Source organism: Rhodopseudomonas sp. P1, from assembly GCF_039642825.1.
In the GTDB taxonomy this organism is placed as follows: domain Bacteria; phylum Pseudomonadota; class Alphaproteobacteria; order Rhizobiales; family Xanthobacteraceae; genus Rhodopseudomonas; species Rhodopseudomonas palustris_H.
Map to the genome: position 1 here is coordinate 703,439 of NZ_CP088006.1, position 26,280 is coordinate 729,718.

The window sequence follows — 26,280 nt, forward strand, 5'->3', positions numbered from 1 at the left end:
TGCGGCCGGAGTAGTATCATGAGTCTCACCGGCGCGCTTTCCTCGGCGATATCTGCGCTCAACGCGCAAAGCCAATCGTTGTCGATGATTTCCGACAACATCGCCAACTCCGACACCACCGGTTACAAAACCACCTCGGCGATGTTCAGTCAGCTGGTGACGGCGTCGAGCAGCGCGACGTCCTACGCGTCCGGCGGCGTCACCGTGGCGGGGCGCGCCAACATCAGCCAGCAGGGACTTCTGGCTGCGACCAGCAACGCGACCGACGTTGCCATCCAGGGCTCCGGCTTTTTCGTCGTGTCGGACCAGACCTCGGGCGGCACAACGTCTTATACCCGAAACGGCGCGTTCTCGATCGACAACGCCGGCTATCTGATCAATAGCGGCTATTACCTGGAAGGCTGGCGCACCGATGCCGACGGCAAGATCGTCGGCGACGCATCGTCGGCGACGCTGTCGCCGATCAACACCAACGTGGCCGCGACCAGCGGCAGCGCCACCACCAAGACCACCTTCGCGGCCAATCTGCCGGCGGATGCGGAGACGGGCGCGACTTATTCGAGCTCGATGACGGTGTACGACTCGCTCGGCACCGCCAACTCGATCCAGGTGACTTGGACCAAGACGGCGTCGAATGCCTGGACGGCAAGCTTCGCCAATCCGACGCTGTCGTCGAGCACCAGCACTACCACGGGTACCACCTCCGGCTCTGTGTCGCTGGCGTTCAACAGCGATGGCTCGCTCGCGTCCACCAGCCCCAGTCCGCCGACGATCTCGGTGTCCGGCTGGACCAACGGTGCCGCAGACAGCACGATCTCGCTCGACCTGGGAACGGTCGGTAAGACCAACGGCCTCACCCAATATGCATCGGGTGAAGCGACGCCGACCATCAACGTCACCAGCATTTCGTCCGACGGTCTGCCTTACGGCAAATTGAGCAGCATCGCGGTCGGCGATGACGGCACGGTCAATGCGACCTATTCGAACGGACAGACCATCGCGATCTACAAGATCGCAGTCGCGACCTTCAAGGATCCCGACGGCCTCTCGGTGAACAGCTACGGCATCTATTCGGCGACCGCGGCGTCTGGCGATGCATCGGTTCAGACCTCCGGCAGCAACGGGGCCGGCAAAATCTACGGCAGCGAACTGGAATCCAGCACCACCGACACCTCGAGCCAGTTCGCCAGCATGATCTCGGCGCAGCAAGCTTATTCGGCAGCCTCGCAGGTGATCACGACGGTGAACAAGATGTTCGACACCCTGATCTCGGCAATGAGGTAGCCGCCATGGTCACTGCCGTCAGCGATGAGACGCATCTCGAATTGCTGCTCAGCCGGTTGGCACGGCTCAAGCTGCTGTCGCAGGCAGTGGACCGCGGCGATCGCAGCCAACTGATCGCGCTGCTGGACGAGGTCGAGAAGATCAAGCGCGAACTCGTCCGAGGCCGCGAGCGGGTCGGCAGCGAGATGGCCCGCGCGACGACGCGGACCACGGCGATCACGGCCTACGCGCGCGGGGCAGGCGCACCCGTGCGGCGTCACTGAATTCGAACAACGGGAATGATGAAGATGGCACAGATTGGCACCCCCACGGTTTCCCCGGTGAGCGATGAGCGCGCGCTGGCGATGATCGCGCTGATCGATGACCTGATCCTGGTGATCGACGACGAGAATGTCGAACTCGCCAAGGGATTGCCCGCGTCGCGGCTGAAGCAGGTCGAGGAGAAGGCGCGGCTCGCCGAGCTGTTCGAGCGCTGGGTGGCTGAATGCACTGGCGGGAATGGCGCGATCCAAGTGCAGAACCGCCAGCTGCGCGACAGACTGCTCGACCGGATTCTTCAGCTCCGTGGCGCAATGGATGAAAACCTGATGCGTCTGCGCGCGGCGATCGAAGCCAGCAATCGCCGCATCGAGGCGGTGATGCAGGCGATCCGCGAGCAACTGGCCGGCAATGCGCCGTATGGCGCCGCCGGGACGCGCACCGCCCGGGCGGTGTCGTGCGGGACCAGCCTTCGCGCCTGATCCAAGCCCAGGGAGGCTCGCGTGTCGCTCAACATCGCCCGCAGCATCGCGTTCAGCGGCCTCGCGGCGACGCAGGTCCAGATCTCAGTGACCTCGGCGAACATCTCGAATGCCGACACGACGGGCTACACCAAGAAGACCGCCGGTCAGGCCAGCAGCGTCACCGGCGGGGTCGGCACCGGCGTCACCGTCACCGGCATCACCAGCTCGGTCGACAAGCTGCTGCTGAAATCGCTGATCGCGGCGAATTCGGATCTGGGCGCGGCCGACACCACCAACAGCTACCTGACCTCGTTGCAGCAGCTCTACGGTTCCTCGGCCAGCGCGACGAGTACCTCGACCGGAACCTCGCTCGCCAATACGCTGGCATCGCTGGAATCGGCGTTGTCGTCGCTCGCGAGCACGCCGACCAGCTCGGCGCTGCAGTCCAATGTGGTCGATGCGCTCGACAGCGTGACGTCGCAATTGCGCGAGACCTCCAGCGGCATCCAGAAATTGCGGTCCAATGCCGACCAGGATATCGCTTCGGCGGTCGGCTCGGTGAACGACGATGTGCAGAAGATCGCCGATCTGAATGCGGCGATCAAACAGGCGGCGGCCGCGGGCCAGTCGACGGCGGATCTCGAAGACAAGCGCAACACCGCGCTGCAGGATCTGTCGTCGCAGATGAATGTCAGCTATTACACGGCGTCGAACGGCGATCTGCAGGTCTATACTGCAACCGGTCAGGCGCTGGTCGACAGCACGGCGCATCCCCTGAGCTACACCACGACGGCGAGCGTCAGCGCTGCGACCAGCTACAGCAGCGGTGGTTTCAGCGGCATCATGCTCAATGGCGTCGATGTCACGTCGCAGATCACGTCGGGCAAAATCGGTGCGCTGGTGACGCTGCGCGACCAGACACTGCCGGCCGCCCAATCGCAACTCGACGAACTGGCACAGCAGCTTGCGACCAGCCTCAATGCCGTGTCCAACAGCCAGACCACGCTGCCGCCGCTGGCGAGCCTGACCGGTACCGCCACGGTCAGCAGTTCGGACGCGTTATCCGCGACGGGCTCGGTGCGTCTCGCGGTCACCGATTCAAGCGGCAAGCTGATCTCCTATAGCGATTTCGATTTGTCGTCCTATTCGAATGTGGGTGATCTGGTGAGCGCCATCAACGGCGTATCCGGGCTGTCGGCCACGATCGATTCCAGCGGGCACCTGAAGATCGCCACGACTGCGTCCAACGCAGGCGTTTCGATTGCGGGGCTCACCAGTTCGGTCGGCAGCGCCGGTGAGAGCTTCTCCGACTATTTCGGCCTCAACGATCTCGTCACCGCCACCGGGGCGTCGGACATCGCGGTCCGCAGCGATATCCTGTCCGGCAAAACGTCGCTGTCGCTGGCGGCACTGTCGTCGTCGGCAACGCTCACCATCGGCAGCTCGGTGCTGTCGTCCGATGGCGCCAGCGCTGCCAATGCGCTGTACGATGTGCTGACCGGATCGACCAGCTTCAAAGCGGTGGGGGGGCTGGCGGCCGTCACCGGCTCGTTTGCCGATTTCGCCTCGACCATCGTTTCCAGCGTCGCGGGGAAAGCGTCGCAGGCGTCCTCGACCTACAGCGCCAAGGAGGCTGCGCAATCGACCTACGCCAATTCGCTGTCGTCGCAGTCCGGCGTCAATCTCGACGAAGAGTCGGCGCGGCTCAGCGAATTGCAGAATAAATACACTGCCGCCTCACAACTGATCCAGGCGATCAATGCGATGTTCACCGCGCTGGTCAGCGCCGTGAGCTCGACCTGACGCTGGAGCCGGCGCATGACGGTGATGCGGGTCGCGACCTTCGCGCAGTCCGGGCAGATGATCGCAGACGCGCTGCGGGTGCAGTCGCGGATGGCGGAGCTGCAGATCCAGGAAGCGTCGGGCGTGAAGTCCGAGAGTTTCGCCGGCTACGGCGCCGACGCCCAGCACGTCGTCAATCTGCAGGTCGGGGTCACCCGCGCGCAGTCTTACATCGATGCGGCGACGCTGGCCGGCGGCAAAGTCCAGGTGATGTACTCTGCGGCCGGCTCGATCGCCGACATCGTGACCCAGCTCCGCTCGCAGCTCAGTGCGGCGTCGACTGGAAGCACCACTGAAGCGACCTCGGCGATCAGCTCGGCGCAGCAGATGCTGCAGCAGGTGGGGTCGCTGCTGAATACCCAGTACGACGGCCAATACGTGTTTGCCGGCAGTAAGATATCGACGCCGCCGGTCGATCTCAGCAGCTTTGCCTCGAGTGCCGGCAGCACCACCACTGCCGACACCAGCTATTACGGCGGCGACGACGCGACCACGTCCGTCCGGGTCAGCGCCGACCAGTCGGTGGCCTACGGCGTCAATGCCGACAACTCCGCGTTCGAGCAGGTGATGCGCGTGCTGCGCTATGTGGCGAACAGTTCGTCGCTGTCCTCTGGCCAGATCGCGACGGCGCTTGATCTGGCGAGTTCCGCGCTCGATGCGACTGCCTCGGTGCAGGAAAGACTCGGAAACGCGGCGTCCGCGATCGAGAATGCCAGTGCGCGGCAGAGCGACTACAAGAGCTTCGCCTCGACGCTGGCGAGTGACCTGACCAGCGTTGACGTCGCTGCGGTCACCGCCGAACTGTCGACCTACCAGTCGCAATTGACCGCGTCGTATTCGGCGATCGGCAAGATCTTCAGTCTTAATCTCGCCAGCTATCTGAAATGACCAGGCGGCGCCGCACCGCCTAGCGGTGGGTGAACTGTGGTGCGCGCTTCTCCAGGAAGGCCTGAATGCCCTCGCGGGCGTCGGTGCTAGCAAAGCGTGCGTGCAGCTCGCGGCGCTCGAACAGGATGCCTTCGGCGAGCGTGCTTTCGAATGCGCGGTTGAGGCTTTCCTTCAGCGCCATCAGGGCTGGGGCGGAGAACGCCGCGATCGTGGTGGCCAGCGCCACGGTCTCGTCGCGCAGCCTGTCGTCATCGACCACGCGCGATACCAGCCCGTAGCGATCGGCCTCTTCGGCGTTGAGCGGTCGCGCCGACAGGCACATGTCCATCGCCTTTGCCTTGCCGATCGCGCGCGGCAAGCGTTGCGTGCCGCCGGCGCCGGGCAGCAGGCCGAGCTTGATTTCCGGCAGCGCGAACCTAGCACTGCGGCCGGCGATCACGATGTCGCAGGCGAGCGCCAGTTCGCAGCCGCCGCCATAAGCGAGGCCGCCCACCGCGGCCAGCACCGGCTTTCGCACCTGACGGATCGTCTCCCAATTGCGGGTGATGAAGTTCGAGCCGTAGACATCGCTATAGCTCCACGCCGCCATCGAGGCGATGTCGGCGCCTGCCGCGAACGCGCGGGCATTTCCGGCGATCACGATCGCGCCGATGCCGTCGTCGGCGTCGAACGTCAGAAGGGCAGTGCCGAGCGCATCCATCAGCGCGTCGTTCAGCGCGTTGAGGACTTCCGGCCGGTTGAGCGTGATGATGCCGACCCGGCCTTGGGTTTCGGTGATAATGGGATTGGACGACAAGGTCGTGCTCCGTGGTCGGTGTGCGCTTTAAAGATCGTCCTGCTGCAGCATCTCGCGCAGCCGGAATTTCTGGATCTTGCCGGACGGTGTTGCCGGCATCGCGTCGCGAACCACGAGGCGCTCGGGGATGTATTGCAGCGCCAGCTTCTGCGCCTTGAGAAACTCGACTATGGCGGCGAAGTCGATGCTCGCCCCGGTCTTCGGCACCACCACGGCGCAGGCGCGCTCGCCGAGCCGTTCGTCCGGATAGGCCACGATTGCCACCTGGGCGACGGCGGGATGCTTGTAGAGCAGCGCCTCGATCTCGACGACCGGGATGTTCTCGCCGCCGCGGATGATCACGTCCTTGCTGCGGCCGCTGATCCGGATGTAGCCGTCGGCGGTCATGTAGGCGAGGTCGCCGGTGTCGAACCAGCCATCGGCATCGGTGCCGTTCCAGTGGGGCCGCTTCAGATAGCCGCCGAAATTCGAGCACGACCGCACCACCAGCCGGCCGATCTGGTTCGGCGGCAGCGCCTTGCCGTCGCCGTCGATCACTTTGACCTCGACGCCGGGCAGCGGACAGCCGTCGGTGGTCGAGGCGAGCTTGTCGTCGTCGTCGAGCTTGATCAGCGTCACCGCGCCGTTTTCGGTCATGCCCCATGCCGAGACGATCTTGGCGCCGAGACCTGCCTGAGCCTGTTCGACCAGCGGCCCGGGAATCGGCGCGCCGGCGCAGAGGAAAGTCTTCAGGCTCGGCACCGGCTCGCCGCTCTCCTTCACGACGCGCGTCAGATCAGTGAGGAACGGCGTCGACGCCATTGTGAAGGTGACGCGCTCCGCACGGATCAGCTCGGCGGCTTTGGCCGGATCCCAGATGTCCTGCAGCACTGCGCTGGCGCGCAGCATGATCGGCATCATCAGGCCGTACATGAAGCCGGTCTGGTGTGCCATCGGCGACGCCATCAGGATCACGTCGGACTCGCGAAGCGCGAGCCGCTGCGCGTAGGGCACGATATTGGCCATCAGCGTGTTGGCGCTGTGCATCACGCCTTTCGGCTCGCCGGTGGTGCCGGAGGTGTAGATCAGTTGTGTGATGTCGTCAGGAGAAGGACGGCTACCTTGCAAGATTGCCGCGGCGTCCGGCTGCTTCTCCCATTCCGGCGTGGTCAGCAGCGTGTCGAAATCGTCCGCGCCGCCGCCATCGACCACTACGATGGTTCGAAGCGCCGGCAGATCAGGCTGCAGGCCGCGCGCCATGGCTTCATGATCGAAGCCACGGAAGCTCTTTGGCACCACCAGCACCTTGGCTTCGCCGTGCTTCAGCATGAACGACAGCTCGCGCTCACGGAAGATCGGCATCAGCGGGTTGAGAACCGCGCCGATCCGCGAGCAGGCGAGATACAGCACGGTGAACTGCCACCAGTTCGGCAGTTGCATCGCGACGACGTCGCCGCGGCCGACGCCGAGCCGGCTGAGGCCAACGGCGACGCGATCGGCCAGCGTCGCGAGCTCGCGGTAGCTGAAGCGGCGAACCGCGCCGCTATCGAGCCGGACCGCGGTCAGGGCGATCTTGTCGGGACAATGCGCCACGCAGGCGTCGAGATCGTCGTTGATGGTGCGGTCGTGCCACAGGCCGGCGGCGATGCTCGCGGCGCGGCGTGGCGGCAGCAGAACGGCGTCGAACTCCATGTTTCCCCCGGAATAATTATTAGTTATGGATGCAGAATGTCTCGGCGGCGCCTCCGTTCAGGCCGGCACTGCGGCGCGGCCGGCGCGGTGGCGCGCGATGATCGTCTTCATGATCTGCGCGGTGCCGTCGCCGATCTGAAAGCCGAGCACGTCGCGCAGCCGCTGCTCCATCGGGCCGCGGTCATAGCCGCCGTGGCCGTGCATCAGCAGACATTGATGGATCACGTCGTAGGCGAGTTTCGGCGCCCACCATTTGCACATTGCGGCCTCGGCACTGTGCGGCGCGCCGTGGTCCTTCAGCCACAGCGCCTGCAGGCAGAGCAGTCGCGCGGCCTCCACCTGGGTGTCGAGGTCGGCGAGCGGATGCGACACGCCCTGAAACGCCGACAGCGGTTTGCCGAACGCCTGCCGCTCGGCGACGTGCGCCCAGGTTTCCTCGAGCGCGACGCGCGCGACGGCGAGCACTTGCAGGCCGATCAGTGCGCGCGAGAAGTCGAAGCCCTGCATCACCTGGACGAAGCCTTTGTTCTCGTCGCCAAGCCGATGCGCGGCCGGGACGCGCACGTTCTCGAAGAACAGCGAGCCGCGGCCGATCGCGCGCTGGCCGTGGCAGTCGAACCTGTTGCGGGTGATGCCGGGCAGGTCCATCGGGATCAGCAGTGCGGTGACGCCGTGTGCGCCGGACTCGATCGAGCCGGTGCGGCCGAACACCACCGCGGCGTCGGCCTGATCGGCTGCGGAGATCGAGGTCTTCTCGCCATTGACGATGTAGTCGTCGCCGTCGCGCTCGATCCGCAGCCGCAGGTTCGCCGCATCCGAGCCGCCGCGCGGTTCGGTCAGCGCGATCGCGAACAGCGCGTCGCCGGCGATCAGCTTCGTCAGCCACGGCTGCACGATCTCGCGCTGGCCGTGCTGCGATAGGATCTGACCGTTCAGTGAGGCGAGCAGATTGACGTAGGACATGCTGAGGTCGGCGCGCGCGATCTCCTCGTGGATCACGCCGGCCGCGAGGCTGCCCATGCCGAGCCCGCCGCAAGCTTCCGGCAGTTCGGGTGCGATGAAGCCCATCTCGCCCATCGCCTTCATCAAGCCGCGGTCGAGCACCCGCGTGCGGTCGCGTTCCTGAAATCCCGGCGCGATCCGGTCGGCGGCGAACCGCCGGGCCTGCGCGGCCAGCGCCACGAGGTCTTCATTCAAATATGGATTCATGCCTCGCCCTCCTTGAGAATTCGAGCGCCGGCGTTGCCGGCGCCGTTCGTCGGCGGGAGAGCGGTTATTTGATGTACTTGCGGAATTCGGGCTTACGCTTCTCCTGCAGCGCCTTGACGCCTTCGCGCGATTCCTCTGTGTCGTAATAGAGCTTCAGCGCGTACATCCCCATGCCGGCGATGCCGGCTTGATGCGCGGTGTCCATGTTGAAGCTGCGTTTGGCGATGGCCAGTGCGGTCGGTGACCGCTCGCACAGTTCCTCGCCCCACTTCTGCACTTCGGCGTCGAGCTCCTCGTGCGGCACGCAGAGATTGGCGAGGCCCATCGCCTCGGCTTCCTTGCCCGAGTAACGCCGGCACATGTACCAGATCTCGCGGGCCTTCTTTTCTCCGACGACGCGGGCCAGGAACGCGGTGCCGTAGCCGGGATCGACCGAGCCCATCTTCGGGCCGACCTGGCCGAAGATCGCCTTCTCCGAACAGATCGTCAGGTCGCAGATCGTCGCCAGCACATTTCCGCCGCCGATCGCATAGCCCTGGACGCGGGCGATCACCGGCTTGGGCACGTCGCGGATCGCTGTGTGCAGTTCTTCCATCGGCAGCCCGACGGTGCCGCGACCGTCGTAATTGCCGTCGTGGGTGGACTGATCGCCGCCGGTGCAGAAAGCGCGGTCGCCGGCGCCGGCCAGTACGATCGCCCCGACGTCCTTGTCGTAGCCGGCCTTGTACAGCGCCTTGATTAGCTCGTCGCAGGTGGTGCCGCGGAACGCATTCATCTTGTCCGGACGGTTGATGATGATCCACGCCACGCCGTTGCGGATTTCATAGATCAGGTCTTCGAACTGCATCGGAATCCTCCCGTTATTGTTGATTGGGCTCAGCCGTTCATCGTCAGGCCGCCGGAGACGCTCAGCACCTGGCCGGTGATGAAGCCGGCGTCATCGCTACCGAAGAAAGCGATCGCGCCGGCGAGATCGTCGGGCTTGCCGAGCCGGCCGAGTGGGATCGCCTTGGTGAAGGCCTCGATCAGCTTCTCCGGATTGGCGGCGCCGGAAGTCACGCCGGCGAGCAGCGCGGTGTCGGTCGGCCCCGGGCAGACGACGTTGACGGTAATGCCGTGGCGGGCGTGTTCGCGTGCCAAGGTCTTGGAGAATGCGACGAGGCCGCCTTTGCAGGCGGCGTACACCGCTTCGCCCGACGAGCCGACGCGCGCTGCGTCAGAGGCGATGTTGACAATGCGGCCGTAGCGCCGCTCGACCATGCCGGGCAGCACCGCGTGATGCATGTGCAGGGCGCCGGTGAGGTTGATGGCGATCAGTCGCTCCCATTCGCCCGGCTCGCTCTTGGTGAACGGCTTGAAGATGTCCCAACCGGCGTTGTTGACCAGAATGTCCACCGGCCCAAGTTTGTCCGCCGTCGTCGCGATCGCGGTGTCGACACTTTTGCGGTCGGCGATGTCGCAGCGGATCGCTTCGGCCGCGCCACCCGCGGCGCAGATCTCGCCGGCGATCTTCTCGGCGGCGTCGAGATTGAGGTCGAGCACCGCGACTTTGGCACCGTCCTGCGCAAACCGGCGACACGTCGCCCCGCCGATGCCGCCGCCACCACCCGTGATCACCGCCGTCTTGTTCTGTAGCCGCGCCATCCTCGCTCGCTCCTCTTTGATTCTGATCTATTTTTCCCCAGGAAGCCCGCGGTCGAAGCTGGCAACTAGGACAATATATTGTTATATTTAGTCAGCCTTGCGAAGATGCGTCAAGACGGTCGATGATGGCAAATAAGCGCAAAAATTCCGATAATGCTGCAGATGCGAAGATGGAGTTGGCCAACCGGCTGTTCTTTCGTCTCTATCAATGCGCAAATATGTTGCATAAAACCGGCACGCGGGCGGTCGAAGCCGAGGGGCTGACGACGCAGCAATGGGCGGTGCTCGGAGCGCTGTCGCGACCCGCTGTGGCGAGCGGCATGAGCATCGGCGATCTGGCCCGCTATCTGATGGTCAGCCGGCAGAATCTCACCGGCCTGATCGGTCGCATGGAGCGCGACGGTCATGTCGCGGTCGTTCCGGACGAGCGCGATCGCCGCTCACGGCTGGTGACGATGACCAAGTCCGGGCGTCACGTCTGGGAGGTGCTCGCGCAGCCGAAGATCCGGGCGTATTACGGCGAAGTGCTCGGCGATTTTTCGATCAATGATGTCACCCACACGCTGCACTACCTGCTCAAGATCCTCGGCAACATGAAGCGTCTCGACGATGGCGCTGCGGGCGAAGCTGTGGCGACGGGGCTGGAATGACTTTGGTCAAGGCGCGCGGGCGTCATCCAACGTCTATCGGGTGGAAGCGATAACAAGACGAGGGGGCGGAGGCGATGAAGGCGGCATTCATGACCGGTCACGGCGGCAACGAGGTGATCGAGGTCGGCGATCGCCCGACGCCGCAGCGCCGCCCGGGTGAAGTGCTGGTGCGGATGCGCGCCGCGACCGTCAACCGCGTCGACCTCTACATGCGCGACAGCGGCGCCGGCATCACCCACAGCCTGCCGCAGATCATGGGGGTGGATGGGGCTGGCGTGATCGAGGAGGCGGACACGCCGGAGCTGATCGGGCGGCGGGTGACGCTGTATCCGGGCATTGTCTGCGGTTCTTGCGAATTCTGCCGCCGCGGCGAGCCGGTGCTGTGCGCCAAGATGAGCCTGCTCGGCGAGCATCGCGACGGCACCATGGCTGAGTATGTCTGCGTGCCGGCCGGAAACGCACTGCCGATCCCCGACCGGCTCGATTTCGCCCAGGCCGCGGCGCTCGGCGTGAACTATCTCACGGCGTGGCGGATGCTGTTCACCAAGGCGAAGCTGCAGCCGGGCGAAACCGTGCTGGTGTTCGGGGTTGGTGGCGGCGTGTCGCTCGCGGCGATGCAGATTGCTGCGGCCGCCGGCGCCCGTGTGTTGGCGACCTCCCGCAGCGCCGACAAGCTGGCGCGGGCCCGGGCGCTCGGCGCCGATGCGGTGATCGATGCGCCGGCCGACAAGATCCCCGCCGCGGTGATGGAGTTGACCGGCGGCCGCGGCGCCGACGTGGTGATCGAGAATATCGGCGGCGCGATGTGGAGCGCGGCGCTGAAATCGCTGGTGCGCGGCGGGCGGGTCGCGACCTGCGGTGCCACGATCGGCGATCAGCCTCCGGCCGATTTGCGCCGGGTGTTCATCCGCCAGCTTCAGATCTTCGGCTCGACCCTCGGCAACCCGAGTGAACTTTCCGAGCTGATCGCCTGGTGCGATGCCGGAAAGCTGACGCCGCCGATCGATCTGCGCTATCCACTCGGCGATATCCGCGCCGCATTCGATCATCTCGAATCCGGTAGCCAGTTCGGCAAGATCGCGATCGACATCTGAGCCTCGCTGCTACGGAGCGCCGTCCGTCGCGTGTCGGCTCTCCATCGCCAAATTTGATCCGCATCAAATTAATTTCCGCATTCCAATACTAGATTACATTTAAATCGCCGGACCGGAAAATGGCCGGCAGCGCGACCCCGGCAGAGCCGCCGGGCAGGGAGGACGACCGGCATGCTCGACAGGCCGCATCACACCACGGCGGACATCATCGCCCGTTGCGAGGCGCTGTTCTCCGACCTCAGCTTCACCGCCGCCCGCGAATGGAAGGCCGCAGAGCCCGGCCGCATCGTGGTCGGCTTTCTGCCCTACTACGCTCCCCGCGAGCTGGTCCACGCCGCCGGCGGATTGCCGCTCGGGATTTTCGGTGGCGGCGACCAGCTCGAAGTCATCCACGGCGACGCCTACTATCAGAGCTACATCTGCCGAATTCCGCGTTCGACCATCGAGCTCGGCGTCTCCGGCCGGCTCGATTTCGTCGACGGCATGATGTTCCCATCGATCTGCGACGTGATCCGCAATCTGTCGGGGATGTGGAAGCTGATGTTCCCGTCCAAGGGCGCGCGCTACATCGACCTGCCGCACAATTTCGACGACGATCTCGGCGGCGAGTTCTATGTCAGCGAGCTGCGCGAAACCTGCGAATGGCTGTCGAGCCTCACCGGCAAGCCGATCACCTCCGATGCGATCCGCGCCTCGATCGCGGTGTTCAACGACAATCGCCGGCTGGTCCGTGCGCTGTATCAACTGCGCGCCGACGAGCCGTGGAACGTGCCGTCGGCGGAACTCTATCTGCTGCTCCGCGCCGGCATGGTGATCCCGGTCGAGGAGCACAACCAGATGCTCGCGGACTATCTGGCGGCGGTTCGCCTGCAGCAGCGGCCGATCAAGGACAATTCGCGGGTGGTGATCTGTGGCATGTTCTGCGAGCAGCCGCCGCTGAACCTGATCAAGTCGATCGAGCTGTCGGGTTGCTACATCGTCGACGACGACTTCATTCTGGTGACGCGCTGGGAGAATTCCGACGTCGCGCTCGACGGCGATCCGTTGCGAAATCTCGCTCGCGCCTATCTGCACGATTCCAAATCGACGCCGCCGAAATACGAGCCGGACGAGGCCAAGAAGGGGTTGTATCTGGTCGACAGCGTGCGGAAGAACCGGGCCGAAGGCGTGATCTTCGCCATGACGTCGTTCTGCGATCCCGGCCTGCTCGAGCGGCCGATGCTGCAAGCGGTGCTGAAGAGCCACGGCATTCCGCAGATCGCGTTCAAATACGCCGAGAATTCCGGCCAGATGCAGCCAATCCGCGAGCAGGCCGGCACCTTCGCCGATTCGATCAAATTGTGGAGCGGAGCATGACCGTCATCGTCGGACCGAAGACCAAGCCGCCGGAAGCCATCAAGGACGCGTCGATGGCGCGGCAGAAGCAGATGGTCAACGCCCACTACGACCGCCTCGCGAGCGCCAAGGAGCGCGGCGAGAAGGTGGCTGCGACCTTCGTGCCGGGCAATCTCAACGAGCTGCTGATGTGCTTCGACATGGTCAACAACCTGCCGGAGGTCAACGCGATCCAGAATGGGCTGCGGCGGCAAAGCGGCGGCTACGTGATGGAGGCGGAAAAACTCGGCCATTCCGAGGACGTCTGCACCTACGTCAAATCCGACATCGGCATGATGGCCAAGGGCAATATCGGCCCGAACGGCAAGCCGCTGCCGGATCCGGACGTGCTGCTGCTATCCTACACCGGCTGCTTCACATTCATGAAATGGTTCGAGCTGCTGCGCCGGCAGTACAAATGCGAGACCATCATGTTCCAGACGCCGTATCTGGCCGACGGCCGGATCACCAAGGACATGGTCAGCTACATGGTCAAGCAGCTCCGGCAAGACGTGATCCCGAAGCTGGAGCGGATCTCAGGCGTTAAATTCGACATCGACCGGCTGCGCGAATATTTGCGCAAGTCCGCCAAGGCCGAGGACGATCACGTCTGGGTGCTGCAATCAGCCAAGCAAAGGCCGTCGCCGATCGACGCTTATTTCGGCGGGATCTATTACATCGGGCCGATCTTCGGCGCCTTCCGCGGCACCGACGACGCGATCGAGTACTACAAATTCCTGCGCGCCGAGGTCGAACAGCGGATCGCGCAAGGTAAGGGGCCGGTGACGCCCGACGGCGACATGGGGCCGGAGCGCTACCGCCTGGTGGTGGAAGGGCCGCCGAACTACACCAACTTTCGCCAGTTCTGGAAAATGTTCTACGACGAAGGCGCGGTCGTCGTCGCCTCGAGCTACACCAAGGTCGGGGGCACCTATGATTACGGCTTCCGCCACGATCCGGATCGGCCGCTGGAGTCGCTCGCCGAATACTGCCTCAACGTCTACACCAATCGCAATTTACCGATGCGGGTGGACATGCTGGAGAACTACATCAACGAATACCAAGCGGACGGCCTTCTGATCAATTCGATCAAGAGCTGCAATTCGTTCTCCGCCGGCCAGCTCCTGATGATGCGCGAGGTCGAGAAGCGCACCGGCAAGCCGGCGGCGTTCATCGAGACCGATCTGGTCGACCCGCGCTATTTCTCCGCCGCCAACGTCAAGAATCGGCTGGAGAGCTATTTCCAGATGATCGAGCAGAAGCGCGCGGGCTTCCGCAGCGCCGCCTGAGGAGCGCAACGATGCGGACTTTCGTTGGAATCGATCTCGGCTCCACCACCACCAAGGCGGTGCTGATGGACGACAACAAGGAGGTGATCGGGCGCGGCATCACCAATTCTCGCTCGAACTACGCCACCGCGGCGCGCGTCGCCTCCGAAGAGGCGCGGATCGATGCCCGCTTCACGTTGTTCCGCAGGGCCCTTCACGTCGGCGAGGCCGGCCACGAGCACAGCGCCGAGTTCCTAGCGGCGCTGGAGCGTAACTTCCGGCTGATTCAGTTTCTCGAGCAGCTCGACGATCTGGAGGAGACGTGTCATCGCCAGCTTGAGGCGGATCGCTTCAAGTCGATTGCCGGCCCGCTGCAGGAGGCGCTGCACGTCATCTTCGCCCGGCTGCGGCAGGAGGCGGCCTCGCTCTATGCCCCCGGCGCCAAGCGCAAGTCGGATTTTTTCCGTGACATCGCCGGCTCACGGTTTCATGTCCACGCCGAAGCGGTGGCCCGCGAGATGGGCATCGCCCTCGACATGGTGCTGAACGCCTACGACAAGTCGATCATCGAAGTCGAGAATCGGCCACCGGGTGGCGACCTCAGCGACAAGTTTCGCCGTGCCGTAGCCCGGATGCTGGCTGCGGATTCGCACGCGGCCGACGGCGAAGGCGATTTCGCCGCGATGATCGAATCGGCGCTCGGGATCGAGCTGGAGGAGACCTATCTGGTCGGCACCGGCTACGGCCGGGTGACGCTGCCGTTCTCCAAGGAGCACATTCGTTCCGAGATCCTGTGCCACGGCCTCGGCGCCCACATGATGTATCCCGGCACGCGCACCGTGCTCGACATCGGCGGGCAGGATACCAAGGGCATTCAGATCGACGGTCACGGCATCGTCGAGAATTTTCAGATGAACGATCGCTGCGCTGCCGGCTGCGGCCGCTATCTCGGCTACATCGCCGACGAGATGAACATGGGGCTGCATGAGCTCGGCCCGCTGGCGATGCAGTCCAATCGCCCGGCGCGGATCAATTCGACCTGCACGGTGTTCGCCGGCGCCGAATTGCGCGATCGGCTGTCGCTCGGCGAAAAACGCGAGGACATTCTCGCCGGCCTGCACCGCGCCATCATCCTGCGGGCGATCTCGATCATCTCGCGCTCGGGCGGCGTCACCGATCAGTTCACCTTCACCGGCGGCGTCGCCAAGAACGAGGCGGCGGTGCGCGAGCTGCGCAAGCTGATCCAGGAGAACTACGGCGAGGTGACGATCAACATCAATCCGGACTCGATCTACACCGGCGCACTCGGCGCCTCCGAATTCGCCCGCCGCGCCGTTGCGGCGTGAGTGGTGGGCGCTTGGTTGATCGAACGTCCGGCCGGACTTGCGAGGAGGAAACGATGACCATCACGTCGGGGATCGATGTCGGGACCGGGGCCATCAAGGTGGTGGCGTTCGCGGTCGAGGGCGACCAGGAGCGTTGCCTCGGCAAGCGGGTCGAGCGGGTGCGGCAGCGCGATCCCTTGAAGCTCGCCGGCGACATCTACGATGATCTGCTGAAAGAGACGGGTCTGGCGCGCGCCGACGTCGCCTATTGTGCCACAACCGGCGAGGGCGAGGCGCTCACCTTCCACACCGGGCACTTCTACTCGATGACGACGCATGCCCGCGGCGCGATCTATCTCAATCCGGGCAGCCGCGCGGTGCTGGACACCGGCGCGCTGCATGGCCGCGCGATCCGCATGGACGAGCGCGGCAAGGTGCTGGCCTACAAGATGACCAGTCAATGCGCCTCGGGCTCCGGGCAGTTCCTGGAGAACATCGCCCGCTATCTTGGCATCGCGCAGGACGAGATCGGTTCGCTGTCGCAGCGTGCCGACAATCCGGAGAAAGTCTCCGGCATCTGCGCCGTGCTGGCCGAGACCGACGTCATCAACATGGTGTCGCGTGGGATTTCGTCGCCGAACATTCTGCGCGGCATCCATGAATCGATGGCCGACCGGCTCGCCAAGCTGCTCAAGACCCTCGGTAGCCTCGATGGCACGGTGCAGATGACCGGCGGTCTGGCACTCGACGCCGGGCTGGTCGAGGCGATGAAGGACGCTGTGGTCAAGGCCAAGGTCGACGTCGCGATCGAGAGCCATCCGGACGCGATTTATGCCGGGGCGATCGGCGCAGCGCTGTGGGGAGCCTTCCGTCACAAGAGGCTTGCCGACATGGCCCGCGCCGCCTGATAATTGCGATCAGCCTGAAGCCGGGTGGATGCCGATATCGACATTCCCAACCGGCGAACGGAAAGCGGCGTCAAGATCGCTTCCGGACAACCATAAAGGCGATCAGGAGGAAACCATGAATGCCGCCGCGGTCACGCCGCCACCCGAGAAATTCAATTTCGCCGAACACCTGCTGCAGACCAACCGCGTGCGGCCGGACAAGACGGCGTTCGTCGACGACGTCTCGTCGCTGAGCTTCGCGCAGCTCGAAGTAAAGGCGCGTCAGCTCGCGTCTGCCTTGCGCGCGATCGGCGTCAAACGCGAAGAGCGCGTGCTGTTGCTGATGCTCGACGGCACCGATTGGCCGGTGTCGTTTCTCGGCGCAATCTACGCAGGCGTCGTCCCGGTCGCGGTCAACACGCTGCTCACCGCCGATGACTACGCCTACATGCTGGAGCATTCGCGCGCCCAGGCGGTGCTGGTCAGCGGCGCGCTGCACCCGGTGCTGAAGGCGGCGCTGACCAAGAGCGATCACGAGGTGCAGCGGGTCATCGTCTCGCGCCCCGCGGCGCCGCTGGAGCCGGGCGAGGTCGATTTCGCCGCGTTCGTCGGCGCCCAGGCGCCGCTGGAGAAGCCCGCCGCCACCCAGGCGGATGATCCGGCGTTCTGGCTGTATTCGTCGGGATCGACCGGACGGCCGAAGGGTGTGGTGCACACCCACGCCAATCCGTACTGGACCTCGGAGCTGTACGGTCGCCACACGCTGCATCTGCGCGAAGACGACGTCTGTTTCTCGGCGGCGAAGCTGTTTTTCGCCTACGGCCTCGGCAACGCGCTGACGTTTCCGATGACGGTCGGCGCGACCACGCTGCTGATGGGCGAGCGGCCGACCCCGGACGCGGTGTTCAAGCGCTGGCTGGGCGGCGTCGGCGGAGTGAAGCCGACCGTGTTCTACGGCGCGCCCACCGGTTACGCCGGCATGCTGGCCGCGCCAAACCTGCCATCGCGCGACCAAGTGGCGTTGCGGCTCGCGTCGTCTGCGGGCGAAGCGCTGCCGGCGGAGATCGGGCAGCGGTTCCAGCGCCATTTCGGCATCGACATCGTCGACGGCATCGGCTCGACCGAGATGTTGCACATCTTCTTGTCGAACTTGCCGGACCGGGTGCGCTACGGCACCACCGGATGGCCGGTACCGGGCTATCAGATCGAGCTGCGCGGCGACGGCGGCGGCCCTGTCGCCGACGGTGAGCCGGGCGATCTCTACATTCACGGCCCGTCGTCGGCGACGATGTACTGGGGCAACCGGGCCAAGAGCCGCGACACCTTTCAGGGCGGCTGGACCAAGAGCGGCGACAAATACGTCCGCAACGACGACGGCTCCTACACCTATGCGGGCCGCACCGACGACATGCTGAAGGTCAGCGGCATCTATGTCAGCCCGTTCGAGATCGAAGCGACGCTGGTGCAGCATCCCGGCGTGCTCGAAGCCGCCGTGGTCGGCGTCGCCGACGAGCACGGCCTGACCAAGCCGAAGGCCTATGTGGTGGCCCGGCCGGGTCAGACTCTGTCCGAGACCGAACTGAAGACTTTCATCAAGGATCGATTGGCGCCGTACAAATATCCGCGCAGCACGGTGTTCGTCGCAGAACTGCCGAAGACGGCGACCGGCAAGATCCAGCGCTTCAAGCTGCGCGAGGGCGTGTTGGGCTGAACGGGGAGGAGGGCGACATGGCGCTGATGATCAACGAGGACTGCACGGCCTGCGACGCGTGCCGGCCGGTGTGTCCGAACCAGGCGATCTCGGCCAGCGACACGATCTACGCGGTCGATGCGCTCCGCTGCACCGAATGTGTCGGTGCCGAGGACGAGCCTCAGTGTCAGCTCGTCTGCCCCGCCGATTGCATCGTGCCCAATCCGGATTGGCGCGAGACGCCCGAGCAGTTGCAGGACAAGTACCAGCAGCTGCATTCCTGAGATCGGCTGCGCCGCAAAACGGCGCTGCCTGAAAGCCCGGTCGAGGGCTACGCCCGTCCGGCCGACGAATGCCGGGCCGGGGCACCGTTCGGACCGCGCTCCACCTTGCGGCGTTCGGTGTCGATTACCTTGAGCAGCGAGGTGATCGACACCGACCGCAGCGTCGTCATCGCGATTTCGTCGATGTCGCGCAGAACCTTGTGCAGCGCCCGGCTCTCTTCATGCTCGTCCGAGGCGGCCTCCTGCAGGTCGAGCCCGGTGTCTTCGAACAGCGCGATGATATCGAGCAGGGTGACGCGCTTGGGATTGCCGGCGAACCGATAGCCGCCGCCAGGGCCGCGCACCGACTCGATCAGCCGCGCCCGTACCAAAGTGCGCAGCACCTTGGCCAGATGATTGAGCGAGATGTCGTATTTGTCGGCGATGTCGCCGGCCGAAACCTGACGATCCGGATTCGCCGCGAGCTCGAGCACGGCGTACAGTCCACACATCGTCGATTTCTGCAGCCGCATCGGCGTCAATCTTCGTGTTGGTCTCGACCACAAACCGCGCGAGCGTGTCGGGGTGGTGTGATCAGTCGAGATTCTTTTCCATTCCGATGAACCGGCCGACCATCAGGCCCTGGCTGCGGAAGAACGCCATGACGAGCTGGTTGTCGTGCTCGATCATCGTGCGAACCTTCCTCACCCCCGCCTGAGTGAAAATTAGACAAATCTCTTCAAAGAGTTGCGTGCCGATACTGTTCACCCTTATCGCAGGATCGACGGTCAACGCAAACACCCAGCCGCAGCTTTCCGCACCGAACTCGAAATCCCGCACTTCGCCGCAGATGAAGCCGACCACCTCGCCCTTCAGCTCGGCGACCAGGAAGGCGCGGCAGCCGGTGCGGCTCTGCGAGAAGCTCTCAAACAGGCTCTGCCAATACCGCGGCTTGGCTTCGCCGGTCGCAGCCTCGTCGATCGCCACCACGCGCGCCACGTCCGTCGCAGCAGCGGGCCGGATCTGCACATCGCGGCACGGCTCCGCCGCGGTGATGCTGCTTGCGCCACTCATCGCGTTGTCCTCCCTCGTGGTGCCGCGTGATCCCGGCTCCTGATGCGGATTATGCAGCCACGGCGCCGGGCGTCGATTGATCTTTGAGACGAGGCGGTTCAGACGCCCAGCATGGTTCTGACCATCTCCTGATCGGCGAGCAGCTCGGCCGAGGTGCCTTCGAACACCACCTGTCCCTTGGTCAGCACGACGTGGCGGTCGACCAGGTCGACCAGATCGTCGAGGTTCTTGTCGACGATCACGATCGAGATGCCCTTGCAGGCGATGATGCCGAGCGTTTCCCAGATCGCGTCGCGCATCTTGGGCGCAAGACCTTCGGTCGCTTCGTCGATCAGCAGGATGCTGGGATTGCTGAGCAGCACCCGGCCGATCGTCAGCATCTGCTGCTCGCCGCCGGACAGCTGATTGCCCCAGATCCGCCGCCGCTCGAATAGCCGCGGAAACATCTGGTAGATCGCCTCCTGGGTCCAATCGATCCGACCGTCAGGACCCGGGCGCGCCGCAAACAGCAGGTTTTCCTCGACCGACAGGTTCGGGAAGATGCCGCGGCCTTCCGGCACGAACCCCATGCCGGCACGTGCCTTGATATTGGCCCGTGCATCGGTGACGTCACGGCCGTCGAGCAGGATCGCGCCGCGCTTCGGCTTCAGTAGCCCCATCAGCGTCCGCAGCAGCGTCGTTTTGCCCATGCCGTTGCGGCCGAGCAGGCTGACGGTCTCACCGCGGCCGACGTGGAAGTTCACGCCGCGCAGGATGTGGCTGGGTCCGTAGAAGGTGTCGATGCCGCGTGCATCCAGCATCGCCTGTGCCGCTGCGGTCATGCCGACTCCTTCATCTTGGCGTGATGGCCGAGATAGGCTTCGAGCACGGCTTCGTTGCGCCGGATCTCGTCGGGCCGGCCGCGGGCGAGCAACTTGCCCTGCACCAGCACCGTCAGCGTATCGGCAGCGGCGAAGACCGCATCCATGTCGTGTTCGATCACGATCACGGTGTGGTCGCGCACCAGGTCGCGCAGCAGCGCCACCACCCGCTGGGTCTCCTCCGGCCCCATCCCGGCCAGCGGCTCGTCGAGGATCAAGAGATCGGCGCCGCTGGCGATCAGCATTGCGATTTCGAGCTGCCGCTGCTCGCCATTCGACATCCGTCCGGCAATGATATCACCGCGATCGGCGAGTCCTGCGACCCGCAGGGCGCGGTCGACCGCGGCGTGTTCGCGCGCCCGATACGGCGCATCGCGCAGCCGCCACAGCGCGCCCTTGTCGAGCTGCGCCGCGAGCACGCAGTTCTCGCGCACGGTGAAGCGCGGGAAGATATTGGTGCGCTGATAGGAGCGGCCGAGGCCGGCGCGGGCGATCCGGTAGGCCGGCCAGCCGGTGACGTCGAGCTCGTCGATCTGCACACTGCCGGCGCTGGCCGGCAGCGCGCCGGACAACAGGTTGGTGAAGGTGGTCTTGCCGGCGCCGTTGGGGCCGATGATGGCGTGGACCTTGTTGGGCTCGAACGTCACGGTGACGTCGCTGACTGCCGCGATGCCGTTGAAGTTCTTGCTGAGATGGCTGGTCGCCAGCGCCTTCGCGGTCTTCGCCGGACGCTGCGGTTCGTCCACCGGAGGCCGCGCGGGTGTGGCCTGCGGCTGCTTGCGCCGCCAGTTCAGCAAACCGGCGAGGCCGTCCGGCGACATCAGCACCGCGGCGATCAGCGTCGCGCCGGTGCCGAGCCGCCAATGGTCGGCGACCAGCGAGCCGACGATGCTGGCGGTCTTCAATAGTTCTTCCAGCGACGAGTAGGCGAGCGCGCCGAGGATCGGGCCGAATAGCGTGCCGGCGCCGCCCAGCACTACCATCATGATGGCAAGGCCCGATTGATGCCAGTTGAGCAGGTCGGGCGTGACGAAACCGTCGATCGATGCGAACAGCGCACCGGCGAGCCCCGCCACCATCCCGGCGATGGTGAAGGCGGCGAGCTTGTAGCGATAGGTGTCGTAGCCGAGCGAGCTCATCCGCACCTCGTTGGCGCGGATGCCCTGCAGCACCCGGCCGAACGGCGAACGCACCAGTGCCAGCAGCAGGCCGTAGGCGGCGATCAGCACGACGATGCAGACGTAATAGAACTGCCGGCGGTCGGAGAAATCCAGCAGCGTCAGACCGCCCAGCGTCAGCTCGGGCTTGACGTTGATGTAGGCCCCGTCCGACCCCTTGGCGATGTCGGTGTCGTGGAACAGCGCGAACAGCATCTGGCCGGCGGCCAGCGTCACCATGATGAAGTAGAAGCCGCGCGTCAGGGTCGCGAACGCGCCGACCACCAGCGCGGCAAGCCCGCCGGCCAGCAGCCCGGCGCCGAGCGCGACGATGACGTTGGCGGCTTCCGCTTCCGGCGAGACGAAATACACCGCATAGGCGCCGCAGCCGAAGAACGCGGCGTGGCCGAAACTGACCAGGCCGGTGACGCCGATCAGCAGGTCAAGGCTGAGCACGAAGGTCGCGATGATCACGATCCGTGTCATCAGCTTCACCGGATACGGCCCAGCGACGAACGGCAGCGCCAGCAGGCAGCCGAGCAGCACCGTGAAGAACAGGACGACGACGAGGTTGGGACGGGTCAGCATCGTCAGGCCCGCCCGAATAGCCCGGCCGGCCGGATCACCAGCACGAGTGCCATCAGCGCGTAGATGATGATGCTGGAGAACTGCGGCAGGAACACCTTGCCGAAGGCGTCGGCCATGCCGATCAACAGCGAGCCGATGAATGCGCCGCGGACCGAGCCGATGCCGCCGATCACCACGACCACGAAGGAGATGATCAGCACGCGGTCGCCGATGCCCGGATAGGCGCTCTCGACCGGGGCCGCCAGCATGCCGGCGGTCGCGGCCAGTGCGACGCCGGTGGCGAACACCATGCGGAAGATCAACCGCGAGTCGAAGCCGAGCGCCTCGACCATCTCGCGGTTGGATTCTGCCGCACGGATTAGGCGGCCGATCCGGGTCTTCTGAATCACCAGCGCCATTGCGATGGCCAGCGCGACGCAGATCGCCATCAAGGCCAGCCGATAGACCGGATAGCTGAGGCCTTCGGTGAGCCGGACGCTGTGCGCCAGATAGCCAGGCGCCGGGATCGAGTGCGGATACGAACCCCACACCACCTGCTGGAATTCGTTGAAGATCAGGATCAGCGCGAAAGTCAGCAGCACCTGCTGCAGGTGATCGCGATCGTAGAGGTGGCGGATGAACAGCCACTCGATCGCCAGACCGAGCAGGAAGGCGAGCGGGATGCCGGCAACCAGTGCCAGAAAGACGTCGCCGAACATGCCGGTCAGCGACAGCGCCAGATAGGCGCCGAGCATGTAGAACGAGCCGTGCGAGAGATTGATGACGCCGAGAATGCCGAACACCAGTGTCAGGCCGCTGGCGGCCAGAAAGATCACCAGTCCGGTCTGAAGGCCGTTCAGCGCCTGGATCAGAATGAGACTCATGGGAACCTGTCACCGATGTCGGTCGTGCAGGGCCGCGGACGGCGACGATGCGCCGGCCGCTGCCGCAACCCTCAGTCGGGCAGTTATCAGCTCAGCTTGCAGCCGATCGCTTCGTCGGCCACCGCCGGTGCGGCGAGGCCGAGATTGACGCTCTTGCCGCCCTTCAGCTCGCGCAGATAGAAGTTCTGCACCGGGTTATGCGCGGCCGACAGTTTGAACGGTCCGCGCGGGCTGGCGAAGCTCGCCGCTGCCATCGCGGCATTGAGCTCCTTGCGCTTAGCGACGTCTCCGCCGACCGCCTTGAGGCCGGCGTCGAGCAGTTGCCCGGCGTCCCAGCCCTGCACCGCAAAGACGTCCGGCGGAATCTTGTAGGCCGCCTCGAACGATTTGACGAACGCCTGGTTCTCGGCGTTGTCGAGGTCGCTGACGTAGTGCAGCACGGTCTTGATGCCGTCGCCGGCTGGGCCGGCCGCGGCTTCGACGCCATCGGTGAGGAAGCCAGGTCCCCACAGCGGAATGCCAAGATTGGCCGCCGCATAGTCCTTGATGAATTTCAGCGCGCCGCCGCCGGAGAAGAACGCATAGACGCAATCCGGCTTCAGCGATGCGATTTCGGCCAGCGCCGACTGGAATTCGACGTCGGGAAACGCGATGGTGATGTCCTTGACCACTTCGCCCTTGCCGGCGGTGAACGACTTCTTGAAGCCGGACACCATCTCTTCGCCTGCCGCATACTTCCAGGTGACCGTGACGGCCTTCTTCAGGCCGGCTTTGATCATGGCATCGCCGGTGGCACGGCCGATCTGGCCGTTCGCGAACGAGGTGCGGAATACGTTGGGGGCGCACATCGCGCGGGTGATAATGTCGGCTCCGGCGTTCGGCACGATGGTCGGAATGCCGTCCTCGCGGGCGATCTTCACCATCGCCATCGCCACGCCGGAATGCACCGTGCCGATCAGCACGTCGGCCTTCTCGCTCTGGATCAGTTTAGTGGTGAGTTCGGTAGCCTTCGGCGGCGCGGATTCATCGTCGACTTTGACGAAGCTGATGCTGCGGCCGCCGAGCTTTCCGCCCTGCGACTGCACATACAGCTCGAGCCCGCGGGTGATGGCTTCGCCGAGCGGCGCATAAGTCCCGCTATAGGGGAGCAGCAGGCCGACCTTCAGGGCGCCGGCTTGCGCGTAGGACGGGCGAATAAACGGGCCGCAGGCCAGCGCGGCACCAGCCGACGCTCCGAGCGACAACAGACGACGTCGATCGATCATGGTAGTCCTCCCCTCGGTCTTCCCTTCGCGAGCGATCAGCTCGTCATTTTGCTTTTTCGGTACTTTATTGCGACTATTACATCGGGCCAGATCATTTTGCGAGACGCCAATGAGGCCGATGGTCGCATCGTCAGTCTTGCTGATGTTGCGCTGCACCCGCAAGCGCCGACTTGGTTGTCATCGTCCGCTGCCGGCGGCGGCGCGTCCATAGACCACGCGGCCAGCGCGCGTGTTTTCCGTCGCGTCCACTCCGCCGGGCGTCATCTCGCGCAGCAGATAGCGCTGCAGTTTGCCGCTCGATGTCTTCGGCAGATCGTCCATGATCTGAATCCAGCGCGGATATTTCCATGGCCCGATCGCAGACTTGACGTGGTCTTTCAGCTCCTCGAACAGTGTGCCGGGATCGACCTCGGCACAGCACGACAGCACGACGAACGCTTTTGGCTTGACAAGCCCGTCGACGTCCTCGGCGGGGATCACCGCAGCTTCCAGCACCTTGGGGTGGCTCATCAGCGCCTGTTCGATTTCGAACGGTGACACCCAGATGCCGCTGACCTTGAAGATGTCGTCGGTTCGTCCGCAATAGGTGTAAACGCCATCGACGCGCCGGTGATATTTGTCGCCTGTCCGGGTCCACTCACCGACGAATGTAGTGCGTGTCTTGTCGCGCTGATTCCAATAGCCCGCGGCGGCTGAGCGGCCGTTCACCAGCAATTCGCCGATCTCGCCGTCGGCGACGTCGTCTCCGCTTTCGTCGACCAGCCGCAGCCGGTAGCCGTCGACCGGCACCCCTGACGTTCCGTATTCCACGGCGTGTGGGAGGTTGGTCAGGAACAGGTGGCCCATCTCGGTCGAGCCAACGCCGTTGACGATGTCGCGGCCGAAACGATTGCGCCAGTTGAGCCCGACCTGCGCCGGCAGCGGTTCACCGGCAGAGACGCACAGGCGCAGCCGGTCCGGGAGTGCCTCAGTGCGAGAGCGCGGATCGGCCAGCATTGCTGCGTACAGTGTCGGCACCGCGAACAGCATCGTCGGGTGGTGTGCCTGCAAAGTATCGAACACCGAGCCGGCAGTCGGTCGCTCGGGGTACAGCACCGAGGTGGCGCCGATCCCCATGGTGCAGAACATCGCGTTGCCGAGCCCATAGGCGAAAAACAGCTTGGCTGCCGAGAACACCACGTCGTCTTCGCGGTAGCCGATCCGCCGGCCGGCATTTTCGGCCATGACGCGCGGACTCGAATGCACGTGCATCACGCCTTTCGGCATTCCCGTGGTGCCGGAGGAATATTGCCAATAGGCGATGTCGTCGGCGCAGGTCGCCGCGGGTGCGCCGCCTTCGTGCTCGGCATCCAGCAGCTCAGCCAGTTGCAAAGTCGGTGGCGGAGCATCGCCGACGGCTACAATCGTGCGCAAATGTGGCAGATCGGCCGCGGCCTCCTCGATCGCCGGCAGGAACTCCGACGACGCGAACACCGCCTTGGATCGCGAATCTTCCAGCAGGTAGCGATACTGATCGGCATTCAGCCGGGTGTTGAGCAGCACCGGAACGATCCCGGCGCGGATCGCGCCCCAGAACAGGATCGGGAAGTCGACGGTGTCCTTGAGCACCAGCGCAATGCGGTTTTCCTGCTCGACGCCGAGGCGTGCCAGCATCGGGCCGACGCGTGCGACGGCGTCGCCCAGTTCGCCAAAACTCAAGCTGCGCTGCGGATCGATGAAGGCGATTTTGCCGCCCCGGCCTTCCGCAACGTTGCGGTCGACGAAATCGACAGCCGCGTTGTAGTCGCGTAGCGGCATGGTTCCCTCCGCCGTCTGTGAATTGGAGTGATCTAAGCGTCCGCCCGGAGTGATCTCCTTGATTTTTGC

Annotated in this window: 25 protein-coding genes; 13 read left to right on the top strand and 12 right to left on the bottom strand. The window is 64.8% G+C overall.

Features of this window, described 5'->3' with window-relative positions; all coding sequences use genetic code 11:
- The first annotated feature begins 18 nt into the window (after nt 1-18).
- Genes flgE through LRC39_RS03345 form a run of 5 tightly spaced genes read left to right on the top strand, consistent with a single transcriptional unit; the run spans nt 19 to nt 4,736 of the window.
- Entirely contained in the window at nt 19-1,284 is a 1,266-nt protein-coding gene (flgE, locus tag LRC39_RS03325) for a flagellar hook protein FlgE (RefSeq protein ID WP_346296318.1), read from the top strand.
- Nucleotides 1,285-1,289: 5 nt separating this feature from the next.
- On the top strand, nt 1,290-1,547 hold the full coding sequence (locus LRC39_RS03330) for a hypothetical protein (RefSeq protein WP_264075405.1): 258 nt from the start codon (nt 1,290-1,292) through the stop codon (nt 1,545-1,547).
- 24 nt (nt 1,548-1,571) lie between these two features.
- On the top strand, nt 1,572-2,024 hold the full coding sequence (locus LRC39_RS03335; protein WP_346296319.1) for a flagellar protein FlgN: 453 nt from the start codon (nt 1,572-1,574) through the stop codon (nt 2,022-2,024).
- A gap of 21 nt (nt 2,025-2,045) precedes the next feature.
- Nucleotides 2,046-3,809 (top strand): flagellar hook-associated protein FlgK, encoded by a 1,764-nt coding sequence (gene flgK / locus LRC39_RS03340; RefSeq protein WP_346296320.1) that lies wholly within the window; start codon nt 2,046-2,048, stop codon nt 3,807-3,809.
- A 15-nt stretch (nt 3,810-3,824) separates the two neighbouring features.
- Complete coding sequence (locus LRC39_RS03345) at nt 3,825-4,736, top strand: flagellin (protein WP_346296321.1); 912 nt, start codon at nt 3,825-3,827, stop codon at nt 4,734-4,736.
- A gap of 19 nt (nt 4,737-4,755) precedes the next feature.
- Here the strand turns inward: LRC39_RS03345 and LRC39_RS03350 are convergent, their stop codons facing one another.
- The 5 genes from LRC39_RS03350 to badH form a co-directional block, all read right to left on the bottom strand.
- Complete coding sequence (locus tag LRC39_RS03350) at nt 4,756-5,532, bottom strand: enoyl-CoA hydratase-related protein (RefSeq protein ID WP_346296322.1); 777 nt, start codon at nt 5,530-5,532, stop codon at nt 4,756-4,758.
- Between the two features lie 27 nt (nt 5,533-5,559).
- A complete protein-coding gene (gene aliA / locus LRC39_RS03355; RefSeq protein WP_346296323.1) occupies nt 5,560-7,203 on the bottom strand; it encodes a cyclohexanecarboxylate-CoA ligase in 1,644 nt (547 codons plus the stop codon).
- 57 nt (nt 7,204-7,260) lie between these two features.
- The gene (gene aliB, locus LRC39_RS03360) at nt 7,261-8,412 is read right to left on the bottom strand and encodes a cyclohexanecarboxyl-CoA dehydrogenase (protein ID WP_346296324.1); all 1,152 of its coding nucleotides are present in this window, start codon (nt 8,410-8,412) and stop codon (nt 7,261-7,263) included.
- A 64-nt stretch (nt 8,413-8,476) separates the two neighbouring features.
- Entirely contained in the window at nt 8,477-9,259 is a 783-nt protein-coding gene (gene badI, locus LRC39_RS03365) for a 2-ketocyclohexanecarboxyl-CoA hydrolase (RefSeq protein ID WP_107354141.1), read from the bottom strand.
- Between the two features lie 29 nt (nt 9,260-9,288).
- Nucleotides 9,289-10,056 carry a 2-hydroxycyclohexanecarboxyl-CoA dehydrogenase gene (badH, locus tag LRC39_RS03370; protein WP_346296325.1) on the bottom strand — a complete coding sequence of 256 codons (768 nt, stop codon included), beginning with the start codon at nt 10,054-10,056 and terminating at the stop codon, nt 9,289-9,291.
- Between the two features lie 122 nt (nt 10,057-10,178).
- Here badH and LRC39_RS03375 point away from each other — a divergent pair, with 122 nt between their 5' ends.
- The 8 genes from LRC39_RS03375 to LRC39_RS03410 all read left to right on the top strand — a co-directional run bounded on the left by LRC39_RS03375 (nt 10,179) and on the right by LRC39_RS03410 (nt 18,628).
- Complete coding sequence (locus LRC39_RS03375) at nt 10,179-10,706, top strand: MarR family transcriptional regulator (RefSeq protein ID WP_346296326.1); 528 nt, start codon at nt 10,179-10,181, stop codon at nt 10,704-10,706.
- A 74-nt stretch (nt 10,707-10,780) separates the two neighbouring features.
- Complete coding sequence (locus LRC39_RS03380; protein ID WP_346296327.1) at nt 10,781-11,800, top strand: zinc-binding dehydrogenase; 1,020 nt, start codon at nt 10,781-10,783, stop codon at nt 11,798-11,800.
- Nucleotides 11,801-11,971: 171 nt separating this feature from the next.
- Nucleotides 11,972-13,156, top strand: a complete 1,185-nt coding sequence (gene bcrC, locus LRC39_RS03385) for a benzoyl-CoA reductase subunit C (RefSeq protein ID WP_346296328.1) — start codon at nt 11,972-11,974, stop codon at nt 13,154-13,156.
- The gene (gene bcrB, locus LRC39_RS03390; RefSeq protein ID WP_346296329.1) at nt 13,153-14,463 is read left to right on the top strand and encodes a benzoyl-CoA reductase subunit B; all 1,311 of its coding nucleotides are present in this window, start codon (nt 13,153-13,155) and stop codon (nt 14,461-14,463) included. Before bcrC ends, bcrB begins: the two co-directional genes overlap by 4 nt.
- An 11-nt stretch (nt 14,464-14,474) precedes the next feature.
- On the top strand, nt 14,475-15,788 hold the full coding sequence (bcrA, locus tag LRC39_RS03395) for a benzoyl-CoA reductase subunit A (RefSeq protein WP_107342851.1): 1,314 nt from the start codon (nt 14,475-14,477) through the stop codon (nt 15,786-15,788).
- A gap of 53 nt (nt 15,789-15,841) precedes the next feature.
- A complete protein-coding gene (gene bcrD, locus LRC39_RS03400; RefSeq protein WP_107346410.1) occupies nt 15,842-16,675 on the top strand; it encodes a benzoyl-CoA reductase subunit D in 834 nt (277 codons plus the stop codon).
- A 115-nt stretch (nt 16,676-16,790) separates the two neighbouring features.
- Nucleotides 16,791-18,365, top strand: a complete 1,575-nt coding sequence (locus LRC39_RS03405) for a benzoate-CoA ligase family protein (RefSeq protein WP_346296330.1) — start codon at nt 16,791-16,793, stop codon at nt 18,363-18,365.
- Nucleotides 18,366-18,382: 17 nt separating this feature from the next.
- Complete coding sequence (locus LRC39_RS03410) at nt 18,383-18,628, top strand: YfhL family 4Fe-4S dicluster ferredoxin (protein ID WP_011156229.1); 246 nt, start codon at nt 18,383-18,385, stop codon at nt 18,626-18,628.
- A 47-nt stretch (nt 18,629-18,675) separates the two neighbouring features.
- Here the strand turns inward: LRC39_RS03410 and LRC39_RS03415 are convergent, their stop codons facing one another.
- From LRC39_RS03415 to LRC39_RS03445, 7 genes are all read right to left on the bottom strand, one after another.
- The gene (locus tag LRC39_RS03415) at nt 18,676-19,140 is read right to left on the bottom strand and encodes an Rrf2 family transcriptional regulator (protein ID WP_346296331.1); all 465 of its coding nucleotides are present in this window, start codon (nt 19,138-19,140) and stop codon (nt 18,676-18,678) included.
- A gap of 61 nt (nt 19,141-19,201) precedes the next feature.
- Nucleotides 19,202-19,597, bottom strand: a complete 396-nt coding sequence (locus tag LRC39_RS03420) for a GNAT family N-acetyltransferase (protein WP_264054166.1) — start codon at nt 19,595-19,597, stop codon at nt 19,202-19,204.
- 182 nt (nt 19,598-19,779) lie between these two features.
- Entirely contained in the window at nt 19,780-20,502 is a 723-nt protein-coding gene (locus tag LRC39_RS03425; RefSeq protein WP_346296332.1) for an ABC transporter ATP-binding protein, read from the bottom strand.
- On the bottom strand, nt 20,499-22,286 hold the full coding sequence (locus LRC39_RS03430; RefSeq protein WP_346296333.1) for a branched-chain amino acid ABC transporter ATP-binding protein/permease: 1,788 nt from the start codon (nt 22,284-22,286) through the stop codon (nt 20,499-20,501). The genes LRC39_RS03425 and LRC39_RS03430 overlap by 4 nt, the downstream gene beginning before the upstream one ends.
- Before the next feature lie 2 nt (nt 22,287-22,288).
- A complete protein-coding gene (locus tag LRC39_RS03435) occupies nt 22,289-23,149 on the bottom strand; it encodes a branched-chain amino acid ABC transporter permease (RefSeq protein ID WP_346296334.1) in 861 nt (286 codons plus the stop codon).
- Nucleotides 23,150-23,235: 86 nt separating this feature from the next.
- A complete protein-coding gene (locus LRC39_RS03440) occupies nt 23,236-24,414 on the bottom strand; it encodes an ABC transporter substrate-binding protein (protein WP_164634016.1) in 1,179 nt (392 codons plus the stop codon).
- A gap of 177 nt (nt 24,415-24,591) precedes the next feature.
- On the bottom strand, nt 24,592-26,211 hold the full coding sequence (locus LRC39_RS03445) for a benzoate-CoA ligase family protein (RefSeq protein WP_346296335.1): 1,620 nt from the start codon (nt 26,209-26,211) through the stop codon (nt 24,592-24,594).
- Nucleotides 26,212-26,280 lie beyond the last annotated feature (69 nt).